Annotated in this window: 27 protein-coding genes; 8 read left to right on the plus strand and 19 right to left on the minus strand. The window is 59.4% G+C overall.

The annotated features are described in order from the left end of the window. Window positions 1-3: 3 nt before the first annotated feature. The 5 genes from M5C71_RS22860 to M5C71_RS22880 form a co-directional block, all read right to left on the minus strand. Window positions 4-2,541, minus strand: coding sequence for an MMPL family transporter (locus M5C71_RS22860; protein WP_248768782.1), 2,538 nt, complete (start codon window positions 2,539-2,541; stop codon window positions 4-6). A 31-nt stretch (window positions 2,542-2,572) separates the two neighbouring features. Further along, complete coding sequence (locus tag M5C71_RS22865; protein ID WP_177143488.1) at window positions 2,573-3,646, minus strand: YCF48-related protein; 1,074 nt, start codon at window positions 3,644-3,646, stop codon at window positions 2,573-2,575. Window positions 3,647-3,787: 141 nt separating this feature from the next. Then, entirely contained in the window at window positions 3,788-5,146 is a 1,359-nt protein-coding gene (locus tag M5C71_RS22870) for a DUF1329 domain-containing protein (RefSeq protein WP_248768783.1), read from the minus strand. Between the two features lie 41 nt (window positions 5,147-5,187). Then, window positions 5,188-7,170, minus strand: coding sequence for a DUF1302 domain-containing protein (locus M5C71_RS22875; protein WP_103499252.1), 1,983 nt, complete (start codon window positions 7,168-7,170; stop codon window positions 5,188-5,190). 129 nt (window positions 7,171-7,299) lie between these two features. Next, window positions 7,300-7,866, minus strand: coding sequence for an alpha/beta hydrolase (locus M5C71_RS22880; protein ID WP_103499251.1), 567 nt, complete (start codon window positions 7,864-7,866; stop codon window positions 7,300-7,302). A gap of 354 nt (window positions 7,867-8,220) precedes the next feature. Here M5C71_RS22880 and M5C71_RS22885 point away from each other — a divergent pair, with 354 nt between their 5' ends. Beyond that, window positions 8,221-9,267 carry an AraC family transcriptional regulator gene (locus tag M5C71_RS22885; protein WP_103499250.1) on the plus strand — a complete coding sequence of 349 codons (1,047 nt, stop codon included), beginning with the start codon at window positions 8,221-8,223 and terminating at the stop codon, window positions 9,265-9,267. Between the two features lie 135 nt (window positions 9,268-9,402). On the opposite strand, the gene M5C71_RS22890 is transcribed toward M5C71_RS22885, so the two are convergent. The 10 genes from M5C71_RS22890 to M5C71_RS22935 all read right to left on the minus strand — a co-directional run bounded on the left by M5C71_RS22890 (window position 9,403) and on the right by M5C71_RS22935 (window position 16,841). After that, window positions 9,403-10,413, minus strand: coding sequence for a putative sulfate exporter family transporter (locus tag M5C71_RS22890; protein WP_103499249.1), 1,011 nt, complete (start codon window positions 10,411-10,413; stop codon window positions 9,403-9,405). Then, entirely contained in the window at window positions 10,410-10,736 is a 327-nt protein-coding gene (locus M5C71_RS22895) for a Rieske 2Fe-2S domain-containing protein (RefSeq protein WP_103499248.1), read from the minus strand. Before M5C71_RS22895 ends, M5C71_RS22890 begins: the two co-directional genes overlap by 4 nt. After that, window positions 10,733-11,398 (minus strand): DsbA family oxidoreductase, encoded by a 666-nt coding sequence (locus tag M5C71_RS22900; RefSeq protein ID WP_248768784.1) that lies wholly within the window; start codon window positions 11,396-11,398, stop codon window positions 10,733-10,735. The genes M5C71_RS22895 and M5C71_RS22900 overlap by 4 nt, the downstream gene beginning before the upstream one ends. Further along, a complete protein-coding gene (locus M5C71_RS22905; RefSeq protein ID WP_152739963.1) occupies window positions 11,395-12,723 on the minus strand; it encodes an MFS transporter in 1,329 nt (442 codons plus the stop codon). The genes M5C71_RS22900 and M5C71_RS22905 overlap by 4 nt, the downstream gene beginning before the upstream one ends. Window positions 12,724-12,816: 93 nt before the next feature. After that, the gene (locus M5C71_RS22910) at window positions 12,817-13,869 is read right to left on the minus strand and encodes a 3-keto-5-aminohexanoate cleavage protein (RefSeq protein ID WP_248768785.1); all 1,053 of its coding nucleotides are present in this window, start codon (window positions 13,867-13,869) and stop codon (window positions 12,817-12,819) included. Between the two features lie 86 nt (window positions 13,870-13,955). Next, window positions 13,956-14,804, minus strand: coding sequence for a TauD/TfdA family dioxygenase (locus M5C71_RS22915; RefSeq protein ID WP_103499244.1), 849 nt, complete (start codon window positions 14,802-14,804; stop codon window positions 13,956-13,958). Between the two features lie 14 nt (window positions 14,805-14,818). After that, on the minus strand, window positions 14,819-15,799 hold the full coding sequence (locus M5C71_RS22920) for a quinone oxidoreductase (RefSeq protein WP_103499243.1): 981 nt from the start codon (window positions 15,797-15,799) through the stop codon (window positions 14,819-14,821). A gap of 108 nt (window positions 15,800-15,907) precedes the next feature. Beyond that, on the minus strand, window positions 15,908-16,147 hold the full coding sequence (locus M5C71_RS22925; RefSeq protein WP_255916945.1) for a Sir2 family NAD-dependent protein deacetylase: 240 nt from the start codon (window positions 16,145-16,147) through the stop codon (window positions 15,908-15,910). Then, entirely contained in the window at window positions 16,105-16,515 is a 411-nt protein-coding gene (fos, locus tag M5C71_RS22930) for a fosfomycin resistance glutathione transferase (protein WP_100940203.1), read from the minus strand. The genes M5C71_RS22925 and fos overlap by 43 nt, the downstream gene beginning before the upstream one ends. 95 nt (window positions 16,516-16,610) lie before the next feature. After that, window positions 16,611-16,841 carry a type II toxin-antitoxin system ParD family antitoxin gene (locus M5C71_RS22935; RefSeq protein WP_152739962.1) on the minus strand — a complete coding sequence of 77 codons (231 nt, stop codon included), beginning with the start codon at window positions 16,839-16,841 and terminating at the stop codon, window positions 16,611-16,613. A 460-nt stretch (window positions 16,842-17,301) separates the two neighbouring features. On the opposite strand from M5C71_RS22935, the gene M5C71_RS22940 reads away from it, so the two are divergent. Then, on the plus strand, window positions 17,302-17,592 hold the full coding sequence (locus M5C71_RS22940) for a type II toxin-antitoxin system ParD family antitoxin (protein WP_040066196.1): 291 nt from the start codon (window positions 17,302-17,304) through the stop codon (window positions 17,590-17,592). Between the two features lie 2 nt (window positions 17,593-17,594). After that, window positions 17,595-17,963, plus strand: coding sequence for a type II toxin-antitoxin system RelE/ParE family toxin (locus M5C71_RS22945; RefSeq protein WP_103499240.1), 369 nt, complete (start codon window positions 17,595-17,597; stop codon window positions 17,961-17,963). A 231-nt stretch (window positions 17,964-18,194) separates the two neighbouring features. Here the strand turns inward: M5C71_RS22945 and M5C71_RS22950 are convergent, their stop codons facing one another. Both M5C71_RS22950 and M5C71_RS22955 read right to left on the minus strand, forming a co-directional pair. Beyond that, the gene (locus M5C71_RS22950) at window positions 18,195-18,365 is read right to left on the minus strand and encodes a YhfG family protein (RefSeq protein ID WP_152739960.1); all 171 of its coding nucleotides are present in this window, start codon (window positions 18,363-18,365) and stop codon (window positions 18,195-18,197) included. Between the two features lie 343 nt (window positions 18,366-18,708). Beyond that, complete coding sequence (locus M5C71_RS22955; RefSeq protein WP_248768786.1) at window positions 18,709-19,239, minus strand: C39 family peptidase; 531 nt, start codon at window positions 19,237-19,239, stop codon at window positions 18,709-18,711. A 282-nt stretch (window positions 19,240-19,521) separates the two neighbouring features. Here M5C71_RS22955 and M5C71_RS22960 point away from each other — a divergent pair, with 282 nt between their 5' ends. The 3 genes from M5C71_RS22960 (at window position 19,522) to M5C71_RS22970 (ending at window position 22,170) form a co-directional block, all read left to right on the plus strand. Continuing rightward, window positions 19,522-19,977, plus strand: coding sequence for a glucosaminidase domain-containing protein (locus tag M5C71_RS22960; protein WP_248768787.1), 456 nt, complete (start codon window positions 19,522-19,524; stop codon window positions 19,975-19,977). Then, the gene (locus M5C71_RS22965) at window positions 19,971-20,441 is read left to right on the plus strand and encodes a hypothetical protein (protein WP_248768788.1); all 471 of its coding nucleotides are present in this window, start codon (window positions 19,971-19,973) and stop codon (window positions 20,439-20,441) included. The genes M5C71_RS22960 and M5C71_RS22965 overlap by 7 nt, the downstream gene beginning before the upstream one ends. Before the next feature lie 808 nt (window positions 20,442-21,249). Then, window positions 21,250-22,170 (plus strand): DMT family transporter, encoded by a 921-nt coding sequence (locus M5C71_RS22970; protein ID WP_248768789.1) that lies wholly within the window; start codon window positions 21,250-21,252, stop codon window positions 22,168-22,170. A gap of 176 nt (window positions 22,171-22,346) precedes the next feature. Here M5C71_RS22970 and M5C71_RS22975 read toward each other — a convergent pair whose 3' ends face one another. Beyond that, window positions 22,347-22,709, minus strand: coding sequence for an AcaB family transcriptional regulator (locus M5C71_RS22975; protein ID WP_283094051.1), 363 nt, complete (start codon window positions 22,707-22,709; stop codon window positions 22,347-22,349). Between the two features lie 370 nt (window positions 22,710-23,079). Here M5C71_RS22975 and M5C71_RS22980 point away from each other — a divergent pair, with 370 nt between their 5' ends. Both M5C71_RS22980 and M5C71_RS22985 read left to right on the plus strand, forming a co-directional pair. Further along, a complete protein-coding gene (locus M5C71_RS22980; protein ID WP_248768791.1) occupies window positions 23,080-23,400 on the plus strand; it encodes a hypothetical protein in 321 nt (106 codons plus the stop codon). Then, a complete protein-coding gene (locus M5C71_RS22985) occupies window positions 23,397-23,687 on the plus strand; it encodes a hypothetical protein (RefSeq protein ID WP_248768792.1) in 291 nt (96 codons plus the stop codon). Before M5C71_RS22980 ends, M5C71_RS22985 begins: the two co-directional genes overlap by 4 nt. Before the next feature lie 46 nt (window positions 23,688-23,733). Here M5C71_RS22985 and M5C71_RS22990 read toward each other — a convergent pair whose 3' ends face one another. Next, entirely contained in the window at window positions 23,734-24,096 is a 363-nt protein-coding gene (locus M5C71_RS22990) for a hypothetical protein (protein ID WP_248768793.1), read from the minus strand. Window positions 24,097-24,924: the final 828 nt, after the last annotated feature.

The following is a 24,924-nucleotide window of genomic DNA, read 5'->3' on the forward strand; positions in this document are numbered from 1 at the left end:
GGCTTACTCCGCAATGGCCCGGGCGTGATCCCGGCCTGGATGTTGGCTTGGGGCGGTTTCACTGGTGTTCCCCGCAGGGGCGGCCTCCGGCACGGGATGACGATCAAGCGACTCCCCCCGCAACAGGAAATACGACAGGGCCGGAATCAGAATCAGGGCGCCGAGCATGTTCCACAGGAACATGAAGGTCAGCAGGATGCCCATGTCCGCCTGGAACTTGATCGGCGACCAGGCCCAGCACACCACGCCGGCCGCGAGGGTAATACCCACCAGGCCCACCACTCGGCCGGTAAACGCCACGGCGTTGCGGTAGGCCAGCGCCAGCGGCAGGCCCTGGCGCTGGTAGTGCAACTGCACACTGAGCAGGTACAACGCGTAATCGACACCGATCCCCACCCCCAGCGCAATCACTGGCAGGGTCGCCACCTTCACGCCAATGCCCATGACCACCATCAACGCCTCGCAGAGGATCGAGGTCAGCACCAGTGGCAACAGCGCCACCAACGTGGCGCGCCAACTGCGGAAGGTCAGCAGGCAGAACAGCGTCACCGCCGTGTAAACGTAGAGCAACATGGTGCGATTGGCCTCGCGTACCACGATGTTGGTAGCGGCTTCGATACCGGCGGTTCCGGCCGCCAGCAGGAACTGGCGATCCGGGCTGCTGTTGTCCTTGGCAAATTTGTCGGCGATGCCAACCACCGCATCCAGGGTCTGGGCCTTGTGATCCTTGAGAAAGGCAATCACCGGCATCAGCGAGCAATCGGTATTGAACAGTTCCGGGGAGTTGACCGAGGCTTGCTGCGCGGCGTAGTTCAGGACGTCCTGGTTACGCTGGATACTGTTGAGCTTGGGGTTGCCCTCATAGGTTCCAGCCGTGATCTGGCGCACGGCGTTGACCAGCGAAGCCGTTGCCTGCACCCCCGGATACTGCTGCAGCTCCCAGGCCAGGCGGTCGGCGAGGATCAGCGTCTTGTAGCTCAGGCAACCTTCGGCGGGTGTCTTGATCATCACCGCGAACAGGTCGCTGGACAGCGCGTAGTGATGGGTGATGTAGGCGTTGTCACGGTTATAGCGAGAATCGACACGCAACTCCGGCGCCCCACTTTCAAGGTCGCCGACCTTCAGGTGCAGGCTGATCAGGAAGCCGCTGATGCCCATCAGAAGAGCGATCAGGACGGCGCCCCTGGCCCATTTGACCGTGGTGAAACGGTCGAGCCAATCCCACAGTTTGCCAAAGCCCCGATGGCTGTCCGCGCGGTTGTCGATTTTCAGGGCGCGCTCTGCCGCCTTGGCGCCCACACCGACATAGGACAGCGCCACCGGCATCAGTAACAGTGAAGTAAAGATCAGCACCGCCACACCGATACTGGCGGTGATGGCCAAGTCCTTGATCACCGGTATGTCGATCACCATCAGCACGGCGAAGCCCACGGCGTCGGCCAGCAACGCGGTGACACCGGCAATGAACAGCCGGCGAAAGGTGTAGCGTGCGGCGATCAGCCGGTGGGTGCCACGGGCGATGTCCTGCATGATGCCATTCATCTTCTGCGCCGCGTGGGATACCCCGATAGCGAAGATCAGAAACGGTACCAACACCGAGTACGGGTCAATGGCATAGCCCAGCCAGGCGACGATACCCAGTTGCCAGATCACCGCGACCAACGAGCAGCCGACCACCAGCAAGGTGCTGCGCACGCAACGGGTGTAGAGGAAAATGATGGCCAGCGAGGTGACCACGGCCAAGCCAAAGAACATCATCACCTGAATCAGACCATCGATCAGGTCACCCATCAGTTTGGCGAAACCGATCACCCGGACTTTGTACGGACCCTTGCCCTCTTCTCCGGCCTTGCGCGCGGCACTGTCGCCGGCGAATTCGATCTTGTCGCGCAGCTGTTCTTCGAGCATCTGCGAGAACGCTTGGTAGTTGATCGGCCGGCCGCCGGCTACTGCCTTGTCCAGCAACGGGACCACCAGCATGCTCGACTTGAAGTCACTGGCCACCAGGCTACCGACGAGGCCGGCGCGAGAGATATTCTGGCGCAACTGTTCGATCTGCTCGGGCTTGCCCTCATAGGTATCGGGCATCACCGGCCCACCCTGGAAACCGTCTTCGGTGACTTCGGTCCAGCGCACCGCCGGACTCCACAAGGATTTCATCCAGGCGCGGTCGACGCCTTCGGCGAGGAACAGTTGGTCATTGACTTGCTTGAGCACGTCCAGGTAAGCGGGGTCGAAAATGTCACCCCGGGTGTTCTCGATCACCACCCGCACCGAGTTGCCCAGGCCGCGCAGCGACTGGCGGTTCTCCAGGAAGTTCTGGATATACGGCTGGCTGCGAGGAATCATGTTCTCGAAGCTGGGACGCAGTTCCAGGCGCGTTGCGCCCATGTAGCCCAGCACCACCGTGGCCAGGGCCATCAGCAGCATGAACAACGGGCGATGATTGAACACCAGCCGTTCCAGGCGATTGCCGGAACGGCGGTCGAAGTCACGCACGTCTCGGATCACCGGCATGGTGTCTTGCTTGATAGTGCCCATGTCTGGGTTCTCGCTCTAAGGGTTCGAGGTCTTATTCTTCGGGCAATGCCTGGACACCACGGTTGCCCACCACCACCAGGACACCATTGACCGCCTGGACGGCGCCGGCCACCGGTAGCGGCACGGGCTCGCGCACCAGGCGCATGTCCGCGCCGCTCCCCTGGCTGAGCAACATCTGCCCGCCCTGGGTGAACAAGCGGTAACGACCACTGGCGTCGACAATGCCGGCGGTGATGCTGATGTGCAGGCCGCTGTCCAGCGGGATCCAACTGAGGCCGCCATCGGTGCTGCGCCACACGTTGCCGCGCAAGCCGTAGGCGAGCACTTCGCCAGGTTTGCCGAGCACACCGAAAAAACTGCCCTGATAGGGCGTCGGCACCGCGGCGAAGCGCTGACGGGTGTCATCCCACTTGAGCAACAGGCCCTGTTCCCCGGCGATATACAGCCCGTCGCCGGTGGACGCGATGGCGTTGAGGTGAAAGCCCTGGGGGTTGTCGGTGCGATCCTGGAAAGGGGTCCAGGTCTGGCCACCGTCCTCGGTACGCAGGATCAGGTTGAACACACCGACCACATAGCCGAGGTTGTCGTTGGCGAACCAGACGTCGAGCAAGGGTTTGTCCGCGCCCTGCTCCACCAGCCGCTGGCCCTCGATGGCCAGCAACGACCATTGTGGGTTACCCGGTTCGGCACGGGCCAATGCCCCATAGTGCTCGACCAGCAAGGCACCGATCTGGCGACCGTCCAGTTGCTTGTGCCAGGTCGCGCCGGCGTCGCTGCTGTGCAAGACCACGCCGTCGTTGCCCACCGCCCAGCCCTGCCGTGCAGACGGGAAGTTCACCGCGCTGAGATCGGCGCTCACCGGCACCGCGGCTTGCTGCCAGTGTTTGCCGGAATCGTCGGAATAGAGAATGTGGCCACGCTGCCCGACCGTAACCAAGCGCAGACCGGCGCGCGCCACGCCCAACAACGGGCTGCTGAGCGCCAGAGGGCTGGCTCGGGCCGGCAGATCCAGCACATCGACGTAAGCGCCCGCCTGGGCCACGCCCTGCAACAGCACAAACAGCGCGCCCAGGGCCAGTTGCAGGTATTTTTTACACGAACACATACCGCGTCCTCTTCGAAAAGCTGCGCAGGAACACACAACCGTGCAGTCCGACGTTCAAACTTCGCCGCCCAGACGAACAACCACGCACCAGCCCACTGCCTTGTCAGCAGTGGCCCGGAAGGACGTGTTGTCGTCGTGCGCTTAGCGAATGCCGCTACCGGCCAGCGACTCCGGCGACCACTGCGCCTTGGAGAGCGGCTCGATGTACTTGATACCGCCGTAGGGCCCTACCACACCGTTGATGTTGTAGGAGCCGCCGACCAGGTCATAGATCATGAAGGGCGTGGAGTCCGGGATCTGCTTGTCATAGCTTTGGCTGAGGAACGCAAAGGAGCCACGGTACAACTGACCGCGGGCGTCGTACTCGTCGGAAGCCAGAGCGGTCCAGCTGTCTTCATCCAGGTAGAAGCGACGCTTCTGGTAGATGTGCCGAGCGCCGGCCTTGAGGGTGCCCTCCACCACCCAGACCCGGTGCTTTTCCCAGCGCACATAGTCGGGGGCCAGGTGATTGGCGGTGGTCAGTGACTTGGGGTCCTGGGCGTAGGTCAGCTTGTAGGTGTTGTAGGGCACGATCATTTCCTGCTTGCCCACCAGCTTCCAGTCGTAACGATCCAATGCACCGTTGAACACAAAGACATCGTCATAGGTGCCCGCACCAGCGGTGCCAGGGTTAGGCGTGTCGTAGGCCAGATCCGGCGCCAGCTTGACCCGGCGCTGGCCTGGCAGGTACTGCCAGCCGCGGCGTGGCTGTTGCAACGGGTTGGCGGCGTCCTTGAGCATCACGGCCTCGCCGGCCCGGCGTGCGGGCCCGGTGTAAGACAGCTTCATCTGGTAATACACGTCGGTGCTGCCGATCGGCTTCTCCAGGTTTTCGTAGATCGGATAGGAGATGAACGCTTGCCCGGTGATGGCCAGGCTCGCAACGCCGGCGGAATCGACGTTCCAGGAGTCGTACTTGGAGCTGATGCTGACCCCCTGATAACGCAGCAGGAAGTTCCACATGGCCTCATTGCCCGTCTGTGGAATCGGAAACGGCACGCCGGGCAGCACGTTATCGATGGCCAACCCGCCTTCCAGGGACTTGGCGCCAGTGACATTTTTCACACCGTTATCCAGCACGGCCTTGGGTAGCGTGACGGTACGGTGGGTCGGATAGACATTGATATGGAAGGTCGGGAAACGCTTGGCCAGTTCGGCGCTGGTCGCCGTGAGTTCACCCTTGTACTGATCGACATTCTTGCCATCAATCACCAGCAGCGGCTTTTCATCGGCAAAGGGATCCGGACGCATACTGTCACCGGTCTTGAAACTGGCCGGCGGGGTACTCAGGCCGCCCGAATAGGCGGGTATGGAGCCGTCGGCATTCGCGGCTTTTTCAGCGCCGACCAAGGTCAGGCTGCTGCCCAGTTTGGCGGCCTCCTGAGCCGAAACAGCGGCCTGTGCCTGAGCGGCGACGGCCATGGCCAGTGAAACGGCCAGCAATGTACGCACGAATTTCATCTTGTTGTTCTCCTGCCAGCGTGACTGGGGCCATACGTGAATCAAAAGGTGGTTTTCATCGTCAGATACACGGCGCCACGGTCCGCGGTGGTTGCGCCGCCTCCGGAAAAGGCCGAGTAACCGCCGGCATAACAGGCGTAGTTCTGGTTGCCGCTGAAGGCGTTCGGTGTCGAGCCGTTACCGCTACCGGCAGCAGCCGCGCCGCTACTCACGCCACTGACGTCGCACTTGTCGGTCTTGCCAAAGGAGTCCACGTACTTGAGGTCGACAAAGTATTTGTTGTACACAACGGCACCGAAACCGACGGCATAGTTGCCAGTGTCCTTGGCTCCTCCACCGGACACCGGCGACACACCGGCGATGCCGGCGTTGATGGACAACGGCATGTTCAAGTCGACACCGGGTAACACCTGATACCAGGTCGGGGTGAAGTTGACGGCGATGCCCCAGTTGTCCCGGGTCGGCGCATCGATACCGCGATAGCTGGCCTGGCCCTTGTAGAGCGCCGCATTCTTGCTATCGAGTTTGAGCAGGTTGCTGTAGTACAGCTCGGAGAGCAGGGTCGCCGAATCGAACAGCGACGTTTTGGGCAGGGTCATCAGACCGTTGAGCGTCCAGTGCAACGTGTCACCGGTGGCGCTCATACTGTCGCCGTTGCTCGGTGTGTCATAGATCACCCCCGTCGCGGCCGTGCGCGCCGGCAGCAGGCCCAGGCCGGCCCCCAGACCATTGGGACTGGTGGAGCTGACAATCGCCGGGATACTGGCCAGAGGCATGTTGTGACGGATGCTCAGGTCCGAGCCCACGCTCACACCGTCTATCTCCTTGGACAGGCTCAGGCCGAAGATATGGATGTCGTCGGCATAGGCCAGTTGATAGGTGCTGGTGCTCAACGAGTTGAGAACGTTGACGACCGGGCTCGGCGACGGCCCTTTCGAGGTGATGCCGCGAGCATCGAGCCAGGCCTGAGGCAGGATGTCCGAGGTCTTGCGATAGTAGAGACCCAGCGTACCGTCCAGCCACTTAGGCGACCACTTGGCCATCACCCCCCAGTCGCCCATGTTGCTCGGCGTCAAGTCAGTCCCGCGACGCACATTGGTCAGTCCGTTACACGGCGCCAGGCCGCAGTTCGTCGGGGTGCCCACCGGAGCGTTGGTGTTGCCCAGCAGGAACGACTGCGCACCGGACCCGACCAGATCGGAACCGCCATAGAAAGTCCCGGCTTCCGGCAGGCGGGCGGCATCCCAATGGAGGAAATACTGGGCGCCGACCGTCAACTCGGGATTGACGGTGAACGACATCGACAGCTGGTTACGCGGAACGAACAGCTCCTTGGCTTCGGTACCGGGCGAGGCCGCCAGCTTCGCCAGGTCCAGACCCGACTGGCCATAGCTCATCGAATGCACCGGGTTGAGCACCGTCTCGCCCCAGAACACGTTGTGCTGACCCGCTTTAACACTCAGCAGGGACTCTTCGCCCACGTCAGTGCTATAGAACACGAAGGCATCCAGGATTTCGCCGGAAGGACCGGTGTAGTAACGCTGGGCGTAGTTGCTAAGGTTCGAACTGCCATTGCCGACGCCCTTGACCCCCGTAGGCCGTGGATCGTTGGCCACCAGGCCGGACGTTGAGCCATTGCCGTTGACGAACGGATTGGCAGTGGAGCCGACATTTTCATAGGCCCGGTCATACCAACTGGCGGTACTGACACGAAAGCCCATGCTGTTCTTGTAGACCACGTCCATCTCGGTCAACAGGTCGACACGATCGGTGACCGTGCTCCCGGCCTTGCGGAAGTTGTAGTCGCCATCGTTGTTGTTCGGCGTGCCCAACATACGCTTGTCGGCGTTTTCGGTGCGCACCCCGTAGTTGTATTTGACCGTGTTATCCAGGCGCGCGCTCCAGTCCGGGTTACCCGTGTCCAGCTCCATCGCCTGGGCCGTCGGCAGGGCCGTGGCCAGAATGGCCGAGGCCAGCAAGGTGTACCGCGAGGGTGCGAACCCGAGACGCTTGTTGTTATGCATTGCGTTGTCTCCGCCATTTTGTAGTTGTTTTAAGCGCAGCCGCCCTCACGCAACCCCTTGTGCCAGAGGCCAACGTTTTTCAGGAATGAGGGCAAATGCCGGTTGGCGTGGGGCCAGCCGGCGCCTGAATTAGCGATCCAGCTCCAGGACCAGGGCTTCGGCCTGCGGCCAGGGGCCAAAACCTGCCGCTGGATTGAGATGACCCACCGCGCCGAAGTTGCGCAGTTCGGCGCCCCAGCCCGCGGCCAGGCCGGTGACGGCCGAGAGGCTGGCCAGGTGATCGTTGCTGCTGGCGGCGACGATCGCCGGGAACGGCAACGGGCCTTGGGGTAGAGGATTCCAACCCTGGCGACGCAGGGTTTCAGAGCAAGGGTAGCCTTGCGGCCAGTCGGCATCGAGATCCGGTGGCGCGACCAGCAAGGCGCCCTTGATCGGGCGGGTGTACTGAGCCGCCCAGTGGGCAACCATCAACACGCCGGCGCTGTGGGCCACCAGGATCACCGGCCCGTCGATCTGCTCCAGTTCGTGCTGGATCGCCCGCACACGCGCCGCGCAGTCGAGCTTGTCGGTTTCCAGCGGCGGCACACTGCGCACCTTGCAGAGCCTGGCGGCCAGCAGCGTTTGCCAATGCTCGGCCACGTGCTCGCGCAGGCCCGGTACGATCAGAACGGTTGCGGCAGTTAGCAGTCTGTCCACTTCAACACCTTCGCTTTCTCGATGACTCGACTGGCTCTATCGCCAGAGGCTTTTTGTAGGACTGACATTAAAGAGCGCCCAACCCTGCCGCTTTTCATTGGACGTCAGGCACTTTTCTTTTGATGACAGATTTCCCGGCGCGGGCGTGCCGCGACCACCGGTCTCAAGACCCGGCGAGCGGGTCGCGGGTTGCCGTAATCATTGAGTGAAGGGCTCGGGCTCCCGTCAGTCGCGGTGATCCGGGACTGAAGGGGGGGCGTTTCATCAACTTTGTTACAACTGTTCAAGTTCCGACGCGCTGGATATAGTCGACAGGCTCGTTTCCATCGCCACCGGCCCAGGAAAGACCTCTGCATGCCAAAGCTTGTTCGCGCCGCCGTCTTGACCAACTACCTGGAGGTCACCCAATACCTGGGCTTCAACCCGCGCGATGTGCTGGCCGGCGTCGGCCTGAGCAAGGCCCAGTTGCAAGCGCCCGAACAGCGTATCGCCATCGATGCCGCCGTGCGCCTGCTGGAAGACTCGGCCGCCGCCAGCGGCTGCCAGAACTTCGGCCTGAGCATGGCGGAATCGCGCCAGCTCTCGGACTTTGGTGTGGTGAGCCTGCTGCTCAGCCACCAACGCACGCTGCGTGAGGCCCTGCAGGTGGTGGTGCATTACCGGCACTTGATGAACGATTCGCTGGCCATCTTTATTGAAGAGGCCGGCAAGATGGTGATCATTCGCGAGGAGGTGGTCACCGAATCGCCGATGCCCTCCCGGCAAGCCATCGAGCTGGCCATCGGCGTGATGTTCCGTCTATGTGCCGCGGTGCTCGGCACCCACTGGCGCCCCTACAGCGTCAACTTCACCCACCAGCCCCCCGATGACCTGCACCTGCATCGTCGTCTGTTCGGCTGCACCCTGGAATTTGGCAGCGAGTTCAATGGCATTGTCTGTTCCAATGCCAGCCTCGACATGACCAATCCCCATGCCGATCCGGCCATGGCCCGTTATGCGCAAAGCTACCTCGACTCGCTGCTCGGCCACGAAGGCCCGTCGATGCTGTTCGAAGTGCGCAAGGCGATCTACCTGTTGTTGCCGATGGGCCGCGCCACCATCGAGCAGATCGCCCAGACCCAGGGCATGAACGTAAGGACCCTGCAACGTCGCCTGAAGGACGACGGCTGCGCCTTCAACGACCTGATCAACGACGTACGCCGCGACCTGGTGCTGCGCTACCTGGATAACCCGAACTACTCGCTGGGACGGATCGCCGACATGCTCGGTTATTCCATGGCGAGCTCCTTCACTCGCTGGTTCATCACCCAGTTCGGCATGCCACCCGCCGCCTGGCGCAGCACGCAAAAGCAGGCTGGCGGCAAACTCTCGAGCGACTCCACGCCGCCCAGAGCCTCCTGAACGCGAGGCAAAAAAAACGGCGACTGCTGGTACAGTCGCCGCGAAAGAACCGGTGTGTGTGACACCGGTCGAGCACCCTGCGACGACGAGGTATCAACGCAGTGCCGCCTGGCCAGCAAGCACCTACAGCCGCGCTTAAAAGCCCCAGTGCAGCAATAGCAGCACCAGCACAGCCAGGAATACCGTCTCTCCCACCATCAACAGAATGGGCTTGATGCCGACAGCGGCCAGTTCCTTGAGCTGAGTTTTCATCCCCAGGGCGCTGATGGACACCACCAGGCTCCAGCGCGACAGCTCATTGACCGCGCCCTGCACCACCGGAACTACCCAGCCAGTACTGTTGAGACAGGCCAGCAGCACAAAACCGACAGCGAACCAAGGAAGCAGCGGTGGGCGCTTGCCCGTCGGGTCGGCGCCCTGCATGCGGGTGACCATCGCCCCAGCGACGATCACCGGCACCAGCATGGCCACCCGCATCAGCTTGACCACCGTCGCCGTATCGCCGGTCTCGGTCGACATGCTGTAACCCGCACCGACCACCTGAGCCACATCGTGGATGGTCGCGCCAAGGAACACGCCGGCCAGTTTCGGTGACAGCGACAGCCAATTGGCGATCATCGGGTAGAGGATCATCGCCGTGGTGGACAATGCCGATACCCCGATCACGGTGAACAGCGTGGCACGCTCCTTCTGCGGATGATTGGGCAGCGCCGCCGCCAGGGCCAACGCCGCCGACGCACCACAGATCGCGGTGGCGCCTCCCGTGAGCAGGCCGAACAAGCGCTGAAAGCCCAGTGCCTTAGCCGCCACCACCGAGACGCCAATCGTCACCACCACCAGAATCACCACCAGGGCCACGGGCTTCCAGCCCAGCGCGGCAATCTGTTCAAGGGTGATACGCATGCCCAGCAGCGCGACCCCCATGCGTAACACGGTGCGTGCGGTGAACTCGATACCGGCCTTACAGGCCCCCTCACCGGCCAGGAAATTCAGCGCCATGCCCAGCAGCAGGGCAAACAACATCACCGGTGCTCCGTAATGCTCGGACAAGAACGACGCCGCCGCCGCAACGATCAGGCTGATCACAAGACCGGGCACCAACTCACGCGTTCGGCTGTGCATACGGGTAAAAGCGATGGCGCTCATGGCGCGGTCTCCTCGGAAACGATGACGATAAATGCCTGGCCTTCAATGACTTCGACCGGGTAGTGGGCGACTTTGAGCAGGGTTGAATTAAGCAGGTAGCCACTACGCAGATCGAAGCGCAGGCCATGGGCGCAGCACTGAATCACCCGGCCCTCAAGGCGTCCGCCGCACAGCGAGGCACCCTGATGGGGGCAACTGTCATCGATGGCGAACAGCTCACCGTCGATGTTGAACAGCGCCAGACTTTTCTCCTCAAATTCCACCAGCGCACGACCACCCACCTGCGGGAGTTTTCCGGCAGGCACCGGGACACGCCTGCTCATAGGGTTTGCCACGCGCGCCGGTTTTCCTGAAGGGCTTCGCCCATGACACCCACCAGCACCTCGGCAGGCTGGGCACCGACCGTCGTCAGGCAACCATTGAACTGAAAACTGGGCACACCGCTGGACGCCGCCGCGTCATTGCCTGAAAAGGGACTGGCGTCCCCTTTCAGACAGTCCGCCAATTCGTCCATGTCGTAACCACACGCTTGACCGATGGCGAGCAAGGTCTGCGGGCAACCCAGGTCCTCGCCAAACCGGAAATAGGCGGCGAACAGACGCTCCAGCAACGCGTCGCGTCGAACGCTATCGCCCAGCACGCTGGCACGCGCCAGCAAGCGATGGGCATCGGCGGTATTGGGCATGATGGCGATGCGACTCAGGTCAATGGCCGCCCCCACCGTCATCGCGGCCCGTTGCACCTGGAGCTGACGCAGACTCACCGCTTCGTCACTGCCCAGGCGCTGGCGATAAAACTCGGCGAAGGGTTCGCCCTGCACCGGCAGGTGTGGCAATAACTGCACCCCATGCCACTGCGTGGTGATTTCCACCCCCGGTTGCTGGAGGCGCAACAGGTCCTGCGCACGATCCAGTTGACGTTTGCCGATCAGGCACCAGGGGCAGATGAAATCGAAAAACACATCAATACGTAAATGACTACTCACACCTTCACCCCTGACGTCGCTTCACTTTCCAAATCGTCGGCACGCTCGCCGGCCAGCCGGGCGATATCCTTGTGGTAATGGCACTTGGCATAAAAAAACACCGCCGCCGCCGCGATGCTCACCAGGGGCACCCACTGGAACGCGGCATGTAAGCCGATCACATCAGACAGCTTGCCGGTGATGAACGGCCCGGGCGCCAACCCCAGCAGGTTGTTGGCCAAGGTCAGCGTGGCAAAGGCCGTTCCATGGACCGAATAGTGGGTCAGGTTGGCGACCATCGCCCCGGCCGGGCCCGTGGTACCGGCGGCCATCAGCATGCCCAGGCAGATCAACAGCAGTTGCGCAGGCCCCGCCGACAAGGCGAACGCCGCTGACAGCAGCAGGCAACTGCCCAGGCAGTAAGCGATGGCCAGGGCCACCTTGCGCTCCGGGCAGTGGCGACACAGGCGGTCGCTGAGCATGCCGCACAGAATCATCCCTGCGCCGCTGCACAGCACGATGATCGCCGCGACGCCACCGGCCTTGTCCGTGGCCATGGCGTAATACCGATTGAGGTAGCTGGGCATCCACACAATCACAGTGCCGCCGACGAACAGTTGCAGGCCGCTGCCGACATAGGCCGCGATCACCGAGCGGCTGGAACACAGCGTGCTCAGCGGACGCTTGACCGCCGCCGCGGCCTTGTTCACGGCCAGGCTCGCGCGTTGCGGGGCAATGCGCGCTTCGCGGACGATGATCGGGTAAAGCACCGCCAGCAGCAGGCCGAACAACGCCATGCCGGCGAACGACCAGCGCCAGCCCAGCTTGGCGGCGATGGCCCCGCCCAGGGCCATGCCCAATACCGAACCGAACATGCCACCCGCCATGAAGGCACTGGCCAGGGTTGCCCGCAGATGCTTGGGAAACACCGAAATCACCACGGCGATGCCAACGCTGCCGTAGGCCGCCTCGCCGACACCCACCATGAAGCGGGCGATAAACATCTGCGGGTAATCCTGGGCCAAGCCACAGCCCAGGGTCGCCAGGCTCCACAGCAAGGCCATCAGCGCCAGACTCTTGACCCGACCGAAGCGATCCGCCAGCAACGAGAGAGGGAATGTCAGCAGGCCGACCATCAGGGCGACAACGCCACTGAGCAGGCCGAGCTGACCATCGCTCAGGGCCCACTCCCCCTTGAGCAGGGGGAACACCGCGTTCAGGACCTGGCGCGACATGTAATCGGAAATCAACAAGCCGAACGTCAGTGCAAAAACGATCCAGGCATAGGTGCGCGTAACGCCGACGCCACTGCAGTCGTCATCGGCGGCGATTGGGTGAAAGGCCATGCAGCCTCCTCGAAACTCGGTTTTATTTGTTGTTATCGAGCGTGTTGCAAGGCACTCAACGGAAGGCCCTCGGCCTCCCGTCCAGGCTGCCGGTCAGCCGCGTTGCGGTACACCCTTTTGTCCAGCCTGGCGGTTGGGCGCCATGCCGTTGGCCAACAGGGTTTCTTCGATACTCTGGTACTGCACACCGATACGGTAGATCTCACGGGCTTGTTTGCCCGTGGCGATGTCACGCCCCAGTTCATGGGCGATACGCACGGTCTGCTGGATCTGCTGCACCGAGCTGAAGCGCTGGCCGTGGTGGTCGATGATGGTGTCTTCAATGCCCACTCGCGGGTGCATGCCCATGGCCATTGCCATGGTGTTGAACGGCAGCACGTTCTTGAGCAGCGATTCGGAGGTCAAGGTGCAGCCGTCCGGCGCGCGGTGGACAAAGTTGAAGAAGTTGAACGGATTAGGCCCGTCGAAACCACCGCCAATGCCGATCCAGGTCAGGTTCAACGGCCCCATGTAGGCGCCCTTGCGCACCAGACGCTCAAGCGTCTCCATGGCATGCATGCCGGTCAGTTGAAAATGCGGCTGCACACCCGCTGCCATCAGTCGACGCAGGTGCTCCGCGACCCAGGCCGGCCCCGCAGGCACGGTCATCTCGCTGTAGGCCGCCTGATAGGCCGGGTTGGCCAGGGAGGTGCCTTCCAGGTATTCCGGATACAGCAGTTCCATGATGTTCATCTGGGTGGTGTTGATGGCCACCGTGACCTGGTCCGGTTTCGGCGTCAGCTCGGCCAGCATATGACGGGTATCATCAGACAGCCACTTGGCGGCTTCACCATCGCTTTCGGGCGCGAAGGAAATCGAACCGCCGACCTGGATGATCATGTCCGGTACGGCTTCGCGCACGCCGGCGATCAATTCGTTGAACTTGGACAGGCGCTTGGAACCCTTGCCGTCCAGCTCGCGCACATGCAGGTGCAAGACCGTGGCGCCAGCTTCATAACAATCGACCGCCTTCTGCACTTGCTCATCCATGGTCAGCGGGATGTCTTCGGGAAAGTCTTCCGGCATCCACTCCGGGCCATAGGGGGCCACGGTGATGACCACCTTTTCCATGTTTTCCGGGTGCAGGGAATCGTCGAAGAATTGCATGAGTTACTCCTATTATTATGATTGTCCGCCTGCCCGGGGTCATACCGGGCAGGCGTGTCTGCGAGTGCGAATGCAGCGGCGGTCGATCAGAACGTCTTGTCGCCGATAATCCCGGCACGCTCCATCTTGCGATGGCACGGCGGGTAATCCATGACGGCGTAGTGCTGGGTACTGCGGTTGTCCCAGATGGCGATGCTGTTGGGTGTCCAGCGCCAGCGCACCTGATACTCGGGGATATAGGCCTGGCTGATCAGGTAGCGCAGCAACTCGCCGGCCCCTGGATTGGCGTCCTGGCCGAAGCGCACCCGCTCAGGGGTGTGGTAGTTGCTGAAGTGGGTGGTAAAGGCGTTGACGAACAACACCTTTTCGCCGGTTTCCGGATGGGTGCGGACCACCGGGTGCTCGGCATCCGGGTACATCGCCTTGAGCGCCAGGCGTTTTTCGATCGGCATGGCCGCGCCGAAGCTGGCTTCGATGCTGTGGCGGGCACGCAGGTCGGCAATCTTCGCCTTCACGTCATCCGGCAAGCGGGCATAGGCCTCCACCATGTTGGCCCACATGGTGTCACCGCCGACCGGCGGACACTCCACACACCGCAGCACACAGCCCATTGGTGGGGCCTCGCGCCAGGTGGCGTCGGTGTGCCAGGCGTTCTCGTAGCGGTCGCTTGGCTGATCCGGGCTCTTGTAGATGCGTACCAGCCCCGGATGATCCGGGTCGCTGCCGGCCACCGGATGATCCTCCAGCTCGCCGAAGCGACGGGCGAAGGCCACATGCTCGGCACGCGTGATGTTCTGGTCACGCAGGAACACCACCCGATGCTTGAGCAACTGGGCACGAATCTCGGCAAACAGCCCCTCGTCATGCAAAGCATCGGCGAGGTTGACACCGATCAGCTGCGCACCGATGTTGCAGGTCAATTGTTCGACTTTCATGGAAGGCGGCCCCCCTAGATGACGAAGATCGATGAACCAGTGGTCTTGCGTGACTCCAGGTCACGATGGGCCTGTACGGCATCCTGCAAAGCATAGTGCTGGTTGATCTCTATCTTGATTCGACCGCTGCCAACGTGGTCGAACAGCTCGCCAGCCAGAGCGGCTTTTTCCGCCGGGTCGGCGATGTAGTCTGCCAGTGCCGGGCGGGTCAGGAACAGCGAGCCCTTCATCGCCAGCAGTACCGGATCGAAGGCCGGGATCGGACCGGATGCCGTGCCGACGCAAACCATCAGGCCGCGACGCTTGAGCGAATCCAGGGAGCCCATGAACGTGTTCTTGCCGACACTGTCGAACACCACGTTGACCCCGACGCCGCCGGTCAATTCACGAACGCGCGGGGCGACGTCTTCATGGCTGTAGTTGATGACATGATCGCAACCATGGGCCCGGGCGACTTCCGCCTTGGCCTCGGTGGACACGGTGCCGATCACGGTCAGGCCAAGCAGCTTGGCCCACTGTGAAACGATCAGGCCCACACCACCGGCGGCGGCATGCAGCAAAATACTGTCGCCGGCCTTGAAGTCGTAGATACGACGCATCAGGTACGACGCCGTCAGGCCGCGCATGGTCATGGCCGCAGCCGTCTCGAAACTGATGGTTTCCGGCAGCTTGATCAGCGGCGCAGCCGAGATCAGTCGTTCGGTGCTGTAGGCCCCCAGGGTGTTGAGAAAACCGGTGTAGGTAACGCGATCCCCCACCTGCACATGGGTGACGCCCTCACCGACGGCCTGCACGACACCCGAAGCTTCAACCCCTATACCGTTGGGCATCGGGATCGGGTAGGTGCCGTTGCGAAAGTAGGTGTCGGCATAGTTCAGACCGACCGCCACATGACGAAGACGAACCTGGCCTGGACCAGGTTCGCCCACTTCGACGTCCTCATAACGAAGGACTTCGGGACCTCCGGTTTCGTGGAAGCGTATGGCTTTGGCCATGTTTTCTTATTCTCCAGTCTGCAATATTGGCGTGCTGCGTCGATTTACGCTGATTGGACTGTAGGACTCCGGCATGCGCACCGCTTCTCATCAGACGACAATGGCTTTTCATTTCATGACAATTTTAGCGGGCAGGTATGCGCTATTCGCAGGGCAGCGTGTGAAGGGAGGGTCATTGCGGAACACTTGAGCAGTAGCCAGTACAGCGGGGTCGAAGTTCTCCCACAGACCAGTCAAGGCATCGCGAAATGTCGGGATGCCACTTTCAGCGGAAATGCCTGCGCCGGAAAATGGGCCAGCAGCGGTCAGTCGAAAAACTCCATACCCTCGTAAGGTCGGAGCCGACATTGATCAAGTCGAGAAGTAAGGCTGCCCACGTGCACCTCTAGCCGATGACCATCAGGGTCTGAAAAATAAAATGAATCACCTTCGCTCGAATTACTTTTCCACTCAACGACGTTAAGTGCTCGCAGGTGTGCGGTTACTTTTTTGAAATCTTCCTGTTCGACCGAAAGCGCGTAATGCGTGTAATCCATATTCTTTTCTGTCTCCCTGCTCTTATCCAGAGACAGACATAGCCAGAGATCGCCCAGAGAAAGATACGCCCCCGCCACCCAGCGTGCGGTCAATCGAAAACCAGGTAAAGACTCATAGAACTCGACGCTCCGAGAGAGGTTCGCAACCGCCAACGTGAGATGATTCAGACCAGTCAACATGAGCCATTATCCAGAAGAAATCTCGGGGGGCACTGAGGATATCAACATCCTTGATTGACTGCGTCACATGGATTTCAACCGGTTGCAGCGCGCGCCTAGATATCACCAATACTGGCACGTAGGGACTCGAAGTAATCGCCATCCACAGGAGCAGTGGGAGCCGACTCGGCCCCAGCCAGCAGCAGGCCACGCAAGTGCTGCCGATCCTGATCCTTGCGAATCAGCTCCCGGACATATTCGCTACCGGTGCAGCAACCTCGCTGGCTCACTTGAGCATCGGCAAAGGACTTGAGGGCATCCAGTAGGGAGACGCTCGTGGTGTTCATGGCTTTGTCCATCTTTGCCAAAATCCCCCATTGCCGTACCTCGCCAGTGCAGAAGGATCGCGCGGCCATCCAAGGAGACCTCACTGGAATGGGTGCCATATCCAAAAGGCAATCATGCCGAAGAATAGAGGAATCTCAAGATACAAAGGCGCCTTGCTCCATCGTTTGAGCCCCTGCGGTATCGCGTCAAGTTCTTGCTGGGTGACGAGTCTGCGCCAGATGAACACTCTGGGAAACATGATAACAATGCCGATCAGACCGACAGGAATGGCCTTTGAGGTCCGCTCCCTGCCCTCCATCCATGATCAGGCAGGGCCATTTTCCGTTTTCCATCCATCACCCTGACAAATCTTGCAAGAGGCCCTCCAGCATGAATTCCAGACTCAAACTAGGCATGAGCCAATGCGATGGCATAATATGCCAACATCCGCAGCAACGTTATTTGTTCCTGGAGCACAACATGGCTACGCGAAATGTCGTTCTCACTGATCACATGGACCAGGTCATCAACGACCTGGTTGTCTCCGGCCGATACCAGAACGCCAGCGAAGTCATGCGCGAAGGGCTTCGTCTGCTGGAGCAGCGTGAAGCTGAAGAACTGGCCAAGCTCGATGCTTTGCGTCATGCCACTTCAGCAGGACTGATGGACCTGGAGCGGGGTCGTTTCATCGAGATTGGCGGTGACCAGTTGGGAGAGCTTCTGGCTGACATCGGCGAACGAGCTGCCCTCTCCCCTACCAAGAACCGTTGAGCATGGGGAAGTACCGTCTCTCTCATACGGCCCTCAGTGATATCGAGGATGTTCTAAGGTACTCCCACATACAGTTTGGCTCACATGCCAGGGTCAGGTACCAAGCGCTTATACGCGCAGCAATCGAAGACCTTGCGGAAACGCCAAACAGGGTGGGTAGCAACCCTAGAGATGAACTTTCAGTGGGACTGAGAAGCTTTCATCTGACCTATGTGCGCAACCAAGCTGCAACGGCCACTGGCACCGTACAGAGGCCGCGGCATATCGTTTTCTATAGATTGGCGGATGACCAGATCATTGAGATCGTTCGGATACTGCATGACGCAATGGAAGTCAGGCAGCACCTTACGCTGGAATTGAAGGGTAGTTAGCGGCGCATAGCCATGAAATACCAGCCCAGATCCCCCTATTCACCTTACAGGCCGGCGCGGGAAAGGCTTCCCCGCCGGAGCAAGTGTCCCTGCACGTTCCTGCGCATGTACCTGGAGGTTCAATCCCATCTGCGCCTGCTACACACCAGAAGATAGGTCAGAGCCACGATACAGCCATCCCCGTCGAAGCCTTCACCAACACCGATTGAAAACTGACCACCCGACCAGGCATCAGGCTCTGTTCTTGGAGAAAGCCTTCAGGACCTCCTCACGCGAGGGTAGGCTTCTCTCACCATCCGCGAGGGTAGTTTTGAAGCCTTCCAGACGCAGACTGGCCGCGTAGTTAGATTGGCGAGTCTTGGCCGCATAGGCCTTCTTGGCTTCAAGACTGATAGTGCCCATACGCTGGACCTCAATTGCGTTGTTCGAGCAATTATATGTCGATCATACTGCGCAGAACCCAAGTGAGATGTGTTCGGGCAAGCAAGGTTTGATCGACCTGACAACTAGATGATCAAGCCAACCGTGTGCCAGACGTTGGCACACGGCTCTGCCCGGGCCCTTACGAAAAAGAGATCAAGCTGCCAAGTGCTTGATCTCTTTCAGCATAACGACCTCAATCAATCGAAGGGTTATCCGATGCGGGCGATACTTGGCTGGATAGGCTCAAGCCCTCAAGCAAGGCATCCACCACCGCACGCACATAGCTTCGAATAGATTTGTGGGGATCACTCAGGGCCTGCCCCTATTTCCCAACCGTTTTAAATGGTGCCCCCTTCATCGAATAATAAGCCGCGGTGTAAAACAAAGTTTTAGCGTAACCAGGTATAGCAATAGCACCCCCAACATAGGGAATACCGGAGTGTATTTTTCCATCCGCAGGATCGATAACTGTAATGGAAGGAGGAGTCGTGCCTGACGATGTCTGTTGATCCGTGCAGCCGATGATTAATATGTAGTGCCCACCCGTGGACGCCTTACCTTTATTAGGCCGCACCTCACTGACACATTGGATGATTGGGTTTCCAGAATTCAAGGCATTTAGCAAATCATTAAAATCAGCCCTTACATCGCTTTCACCCATCTCATAAATATTGCATAACTCCATAATATCTTTAACATCTGTACATCTATCAGCATCGACTCCGAGCTTATTAGCCAGCGCATCATCAGAAGTCACATAAAGCTGATTAAACCAAAGCACCATTCGTACACACGTTGCCCAGCAGGAGTTTCGATGCTGCTGCTTCATCGGCTCCACATCCAATAGTGGCATAACGCCCCCTTGCGTTAGGTCCTTTAGAACGAGCGCAATCAACGCTTCCCGTGACAAATTCCGGACGAAGCATAGCAGTCGGAGCGCAGCGACGCAGGTTTGCGTTGTTCATCCAAATTACCCGCCATGAAATAGGGGGCGGGCCAGTGTGGCCCTTACTCAACGGATAAGCTACTGATATGAAGAATGAAAATAGTTTTCGACACACGACGCCCCGTCCCTATACTGACCGACGACTCATGCAACACCCAGGGAATTGACCGATCATTTGAGGGAACACTTTTGAGCGCCGCACTCTGCAACAACATCGCCGCCGTGACATTCGTCAGCAAACACAAAGCGGTCTGCCAACCGATTGCCGACCAACTGGACCTGCCGGTAGAGAACATCCTCGGGCTTGCTGCCCAAGAGAGCCAGTACGGCAGCGGGCGCATTGCCCGGCAACTGAACAATTATTTCTCCCTACACGCGCCAGCACCCTTGCAGATTGGCTCGCAAGCCCCTATGGGCAACAGCAAAATCCAGGTGGCGCAGTTTTCTTCCTTTCAGCAATGCGCCCAGTCTTTCGCCACGCGCTACGGCTCGGCCGTCAGGGGCAAGAAAGACCCGATGGAGTTCGCCCAGACCCTGGTGAAGATTGGCTTCAACACCGGCCGCGCGGCCACGGGCGGGCGTGACGGATTCGCCAAGTACCTGGCGCAAATCATCACCACAGTCAAAGGACGTCTGGCGTGCTGATCAAAGCAACTACTTCGTGGTTACTCACCCTGGGCCTGGTCTGCGCCACGCTCCCGGCCTGCGCCGCTTCAGCATTGCAGCCCAGCCAGGTCAAAACCCAAGGCCTGAGCCGCGAGCAAGCCCAGCAGGTGCTGGAAGTAGCGCTCAAACATGAGGACTACAAACTGGGCAAGCCCGGGGTATTTATCGACGGCGACCTCGCCGATGCCCATGGCAAGCCGCCCCATCCCGGGTATTTCGACTTCAGCCTGGGCTACGACGATCCCAAGGCGGGGGCCACCGAATACTGGGGGTTATTCTCGGTGAGCGTGACGACCGGTGACGTGTGGGAAATCAATACCTGCAAGCGCTTGGCAGGTGCAGAGCTCAAACAATTGCAAAGCCGGATCATGACCAGGACAGGCAAGACCTTAAGTGACGAGAAAGTACAACGACAGGGACTGGGGTGTGACGATGAACAATGAGTATCGTACCTGACCTGACCGTATCACTCCCACTTCCAACATGCTGACCGCTCGTGGCCCTCGATAGATGCATTTTCCACCTATCGGGGTGTCCGGGGAAATTAAACCACCACACTGACTGCACAGATCTTCGAGCGCAACCAGCTCTCCCCTTACCCTTAAAAGGCTTTTAGGGAAGGCTGTGTGTTCTAGGGAAGGCAGTGTGTTCCGATGCACGGAAGGCAATGTGTTGCAACGATCGGAAGGCTCCGTGTGTCCGCCATGGTCGTCGGGCTGAAAGAGTACCCTGAGCAAGTGGCATTTGAACGCACAAAAGCTGGATCCTCAATGTTCCTAGAAAATCCTTGGTCTGTAACCGTCCGGCCAAGTCATCTACCCAACCCCGCAAAGCCCAGACATGGTGTGCACTTAAATTTAAGTGGGCACCAGCTCTAGCCCTTTAAGTGGGTATTTTATGCAGTCAACACGCCGTTCCTATTCCAAATCCTGCACGGCCCAGGTCATTCAAGAGTGTGCCCAGCCCAGCAGGTGAGTGAAATCGATCAGTTGCCGCCGTATAGGTGGCAGCCGGTCTAATCGCACAAGTAGTGATGCCCAAACGCATACCCATTTTCGGCAGCAAGAATCGGAGTGCGAGCACATTGCGAACACCCTTACTATGAGGCTCCAAACTTAGAGGAGTCCACCATGGCTTCCGTATATCTGGCCTTTCCCCCTTAACCATTCCAATCACTTTTTGGATTACCCGGCATCAGCTGCGCAATTCTCGAGTCATTTTTTAGTTAACGAAAAGCACCGAAGGCACCCCATGAAATTATCCGATTATATTCGACTACTCGTTCTGGCGGCGATCTGGGGCGCCAGTTTTCTCTTCATGCGCATCTCGGTTCCTGTTCTGGGCGCATTGCCGACTGCATTTTTTCGCGTGTTGTTGGGCGCCATTGGTTTGACCGTCATTCTCGCCATTTTAAAAACCAAAATCGACTTCAAAGGCAAGTTGAAGGAGATCATGGTGTTGGGCGTTATCAATTCTGGCATCCCATTTTTAATGTATAGCGTGGCGGCACTGTTGTTACCTGCCGGTTATTCGGCAATTTTCAATGCGACCACCCCGCTGATGGGAGTGATGATCGGTTGGATGTGTTTCAGCGATTCGTTGACACCGAAAAAGGCCGCCGGCGTGTTGATCGGTTTGATGGGCATTACATTGCTGACCAGCACCGGCCCCGTCACACTTTCAATCAGCGTGGTCATGGGCGCGTTGGCGTGTTTAGTCGCCACCAGTTGCTACGGCGCAGCAGGATTTCTGACCAAACGATGGGTCGCTGATAAGGGCGGACTGGACGCGAAACTTGTAGCTTTTGGCAGTCAGATTGGCGCGACGCTGTTTCTCGCGCCGTTCTTCGGAATCTCAGCCACAGCGAATCCACCGGCGACTTGGGGTAACTCGCAGGTTTGGATAGCACTGGTTGCAGTGGGTTTCATCTGTACCGCGTGTGCATACATTCTGTATTTCCGCTTGATCGCAGATATCGGGCCGGTGCGTTCGCTGACCGTGACCTTCCTTATCCCTCCCTTCGGCGTGCTGTGGGGTGTGATGTTCCTTGGTGAACATCTTTCGGCCGCACATTTGTACGGCGGCGGGCTTATTTGTTTAGCAGTGTGGTTTGTTCTCAGCAAGAACAAGCTGAAGCAGGAACCCTCAAGGCAAAACTCGGCCTCGGGTTGATCCAACAACTTAACTGCTCTCAACGACTTCTCATCTGACTGGCTGGTGAGCACTTAAGTGCACACCATGTCTTGATTTTGCGGAGTGGGTAGATGACTTGGCCGAACGGATATCGTTTTCTGCCGACTATGACAGGCAGAAAACGGTAACCGGCCAGCGAACACACCTTGCAGAGATCAAGCAGGCATCCATTGATGCGGCAACAGTTGCTCAATCTCAGTGACCCGTTGCTGCCCAAGCCGCTCCTGGGCTTCACGCGCCACGGCATTGTTGGCGATGAAATCTTCACGCATCGCTCCGGAGAGCCTCGCCTGTTGAGCCAAGCTGAACAGACTGCGCAACACACGACCACCGGCGTTGATCCAGCGCTCAATGTCCCTACGCCCCATCAACGCGGTGTGGTACGCCAACAGCAAGCGAAGGACGATGTTGTCGTAGTCGATCAGCCGGTACACGGCCAAGAAACCCAACGGGGTATTGATGAACAGTGGCATCGTGACAGGGTGAACATTGAGGTTGTCACCCACTCGAGCCGACATGGGCAAGAGGCCGCAGCCCCGTTTTTTTCAATCGGAAGCTGCGTAAGAGCTCTATAAGGCTTAGCTAGCCTGGCCCAACACCAGACTCTTTTCGCTCGTGCGCCAGTCCCGATGTCGCTTGCAGGCAAGCAGCAGTCGATTGCGACACGCTCTGGCATTTTGCTACCGACTGCTTAGCAACTGCCCTACACTCAGATCAGCTGACGGATCAGCACCCTCTGGAAATAGCCCGGCCCAGTGCCGGGCTTTTCGCATCGCCCCCCCCTCGAACTGTCAGTGGCAGGCGACCAGCCAGATATGAGCCGAAAACAGTCCTCGAAAGCCTTTTACGTATTTTTGAAACGCGCTGGAGATACTCCAGAGGCGCAGGATGGCGTCGCGCAAAAAAATGGTAGAGCTGGCCAAGGAAATCCCGGGAAAAATAACTCCGAGGAATATTGCCAATGTCGCGCTGAACCAAAGCCTCAACGCGAACCTCGTCCATAAATGGATTCGAGTGCAAACGCCGAAAACCATGGCGCTGCAACCTGCTTTCATTCCGCTGCCCTTGCAACCTATCGGGGCAAGGTTGGAAGCCACGTCGTCGACTATCTGCCTCGAAATCCCACACTCGCGCGGCACCGTCAAAGTGAACTGGCCGATCGAAAGCACTGCTGCCTACGCGACCTTCCTGCGAGACCTGTTGCGATGATCCGCAGCGACTCCATCTGGCTCGCCACCGAGCCGATGGGCATGCGCACCGGCACCGCGCTGGCGCGGGTGGTGTCGGTGGTGGATGACGACACCACTCACTCTGGCACAGCGAGACGATTATGGGCGGGGGCGTCCATCCCATTGCTTACGGCGCTGGAACAGTCGCTGCCGTTGCATCGTCAAGGCACCGCAGCAGAGGCGGACACTGCGGTTGCTTTCCTAATGACCAATGGGTTTATGAACGGCGCCCCCGTGAATATCGACGGCGGCGCCAGACTGATCTGAGCGGCCCAATCGCCACCTGTGCCAGTTCGATCAAACGAGCGGTTGTCTACGGTGATGCGTGATGGTGTGAGGTCGACCCTTCAAGCAGCGCATCCACCACAGCCTTCGCCATCTCTACAGAGTGAAGCATGCCCCAGAACAGAGACCGTTCCACCGGATTCGTATGCAGGCTGATTTCGTCTCCATTCAGTTCGGCGACTGCGAGCAATTTCGAAACATAAGTCAGCGCGTCCTGGGCTCGGACGCCTGGCTGGATGGCAAAAATCGTAGGTCTGAAAGGGTCATCGTAATCGATGGTTTTAGAGAGGGTCAGACCGAGGGTATCGAGCAAGCGGGCCGCATCCGGCCGGGTGGATTTCACGGAACCGTTGGAAACGGGAGGCGGATCGGGGGTGATTTTTTTAACCATGGTAAATCTCCTAACTGACTCAGGGATCTCCACTCCTGCTGCGACGCAAGGGTGGCGAACTGCACGCAGGTTCGCAGACCGGTCAGTTAGGACACCGGCAGGCATAAGCCTCCTGCGCACAGCCCGCCATAACGCAGACATAGAAAAGCCGCTTACGCGGCGCTGTGCGCCTAACTGACCGGGCTGCGAAACCCGTATCGCTGAATTTGCAGCGACAACAGGAATGTAGACCCGGCAGCGAGTGCACACAACATTCTCCCACGACTAAAACACGTAGGAAATATTAGTTTTTCTGGAAGGCCATTTCTCGTCATTACCAGGCGCTGGCGAGCTACGGACGAGTAAGGGAATCACCATCAAAGAACTCGAGTCGCTGTCACTATCGGTGGGGCGAGCGGAACTAAGAGTACGTCTGCGGCGTCTTGGCCGCGCAAATCCCTGATAGGCATCCGCAGGCACGCAACCAAGCCCAAGCGCTCACCTATGAGCAGATCAATCCCAACGAGCACAAGAAAACCGCCAAGGCATAGGCGCGCGCCGCGGCTAGTCGAATAGAGATGGCCAACGCAACAATCCTAGCTTCGGCGAACGGGGCTAACATCATCGACTAGTGAGCTTCCACTACTGGCCGATAGCTACCCACAATGAATCGCAGCTATCAGCAATGGAGCGGGGATGATCTGCGCGCTTCCTGCTGAGAAAGCTACTTTCGATGATTGTAGCTATTCGTGCGCAAGCAAAATTTTCCGATCAATAGCTTTCCTCAGCACATGGTTCTCGTGGGGAAATTATCGGATACTGCCATTGCGCCAGCACCCATCTTTTCAA

The sequence above is a fragment of the Pseudomonas sp. MWU12-2345 genome, assembly GCF_023242385.1.
In the GTDB taxonomy this organism is placed as follows: Bacteria; Pseudomonadota; Gammaproteobacteria; order Pseudomonadales; family Pseudomonadaceae; genus Aquipseudomonas; species Aquipseudomonas gingeri_D.

Coding starts and splice junctions, on each gene's coding strand:
- M5C71_RS22935 (WP_152739962.1), bottom strand. CDS start 16,841: ATGAACACCACGAGCGTCTCCCTACTGGATGCCCTCAAGTCCTTTGCC.
- M5C71_RS22940 (WP_040066196.1), top strand. CDS start 17,302: ATGGCTACGCGAAATGTCGTTCTCACTGATCACATGGACCAGGTCATC.
- M5C71_RS22950 (WP_152739960.1), bottom strand. CDS start 18,365: ATGGGCACTATCAGTCTTGAAGCCAAGAAGGCCTATGCGGCCAAGACT.
- M5C71_RS22910 (WP_248768785.1), bottom strand. CDS start 13,869: ATGCAATTCTTCGACGATTCCCTGCACCCGGAAAACATGGAAAAGGTG.
- M5C71_RS22875 (WP_103499252.1), bottom strand. CDS start 7,170: ATGCATAACAACAAGCGTCTCGGGTTCGCACCCTCGCGGTACACCTTG.
- M5C71_RS22990 (WP_248768793.1), bottom strand. CDS start 24,096: ATGGTTAAAAAAATCACCCCCGATCCGCCTCCCGTTTCCAACGGTTCC.
- M5C71_RS22865 (WP_177143488.1), bottom strand. CDS start 3,646: ATGTGTTCGTGTAAAAAATACCTGCAACTGGCCCTGGGCGCGCTGTTT.
- M5C71_RS22925 (WP_255916945.1), bottom strand. CDS start 16,147: ATGTCGGCTCCGACCTTACGAGGGTATGGAGTTTTTCGACTGACCGCT.
- M5C71_RS22980 (WP_248768791.1), top strand. CDS start 23,080: ATGGCGTCGCGCAAAAAAATGGTAGAGCTGGCCAAGGAAATCCCGGGA.
- M5C71_RS22970 (WP_248768789.1), top strand. CDS start 21,250: ATGAAATTATCCGATTATATTCGACTACTCGTTCTGGCGGCGATCTGG.
- M5C71_RS22915 (WP_103499244.1), bottom strand. CDS start 14,804: ATGAAAGTCGAACAATTGACCTGCAACATCGGTGCGCAGCTGATCGGT.
- M5C71_RS22870 (WP_248768783.1), bottom strand. CDS start 5,146: ATGAAATTCGTGCGTACATTGCTGGCCGTTTCACTGGCCATGGCCGTC.
- M5C71_RS22985 (WP_248768792.1), top strand. CDS start 23,397: ATGATCCGCAGCGACTCCATCTGGCTCGCCACCGAGCCGATGGGCATG.
- M5C71_RS22955 (WP_248768786.1), bottom strand. CDS start 19,239: ATGCCACTATTGGATGTGGAGCCGATGAAGCAGCAGCATCGAAACTCC.
- M5C71_RS22890 (WP_103499249.1), bottom strand. CDS start 10,413: ATGAGCGCCATCGCTTTTACCCGTATGCACAGCCGAACGCGTGAGTTG.
- M5C71_RS22885 (WP_103499250.1), top strand. CDS start 8,221: ATGCCAAAGCTTGTTCGCGCCGCCGTCTTGACCAACTACCTGGAGGTC.
- M5C71_RS22945 (WP_103499240.1), top strand. CDS start 17,595: ATGGGGAAGTACCGTCTCTCTCATACGGCCCTCAGTGATATCGAGGAT.
- M5C71_RS22860 (WP_248768782.1), bottom strand. CDS start 2,541: ATGGGCACTATCAAGCAAGACACCATGCCGGTGATCCGAGACGTGCGT.
- M5C71_RS22895 (WP_103499248.1), bottom strand. CDS start 10,736: ATGAGCAGGCGTGTCCCGGTGCCTGCCGGAAAACTCCCGCAGGTGGGT.
- fos (WP_100940203.1), bottom strand. CDS start 16,515: ATGTTGACTGGTCTGAATCATCTCACGTTGGCGGTTGCGAACCTCTCT.
- M5C71_RS22920 (WP_103499243.1), bottom strand. CDS start 15,799: ATGGCCAAAGCCATACGCTTCCACGAAACCGGAGGTCCCGAAGTCCTT.
- M5C71_RS22905 (WP_152739963.1), bottom strand. CDS start 12,723: ATGGCCTTTCACCCAATCGCCGCCGATGACGACTGCAGTGGCGTCGGC.
- M5C71_RS22975 (WP_283094051.1), bottom strand. CDS start 22,709: ATGTCGGCTCGAGTGGGTGACAACCTCAATGTTCACCCTGTCACGATG.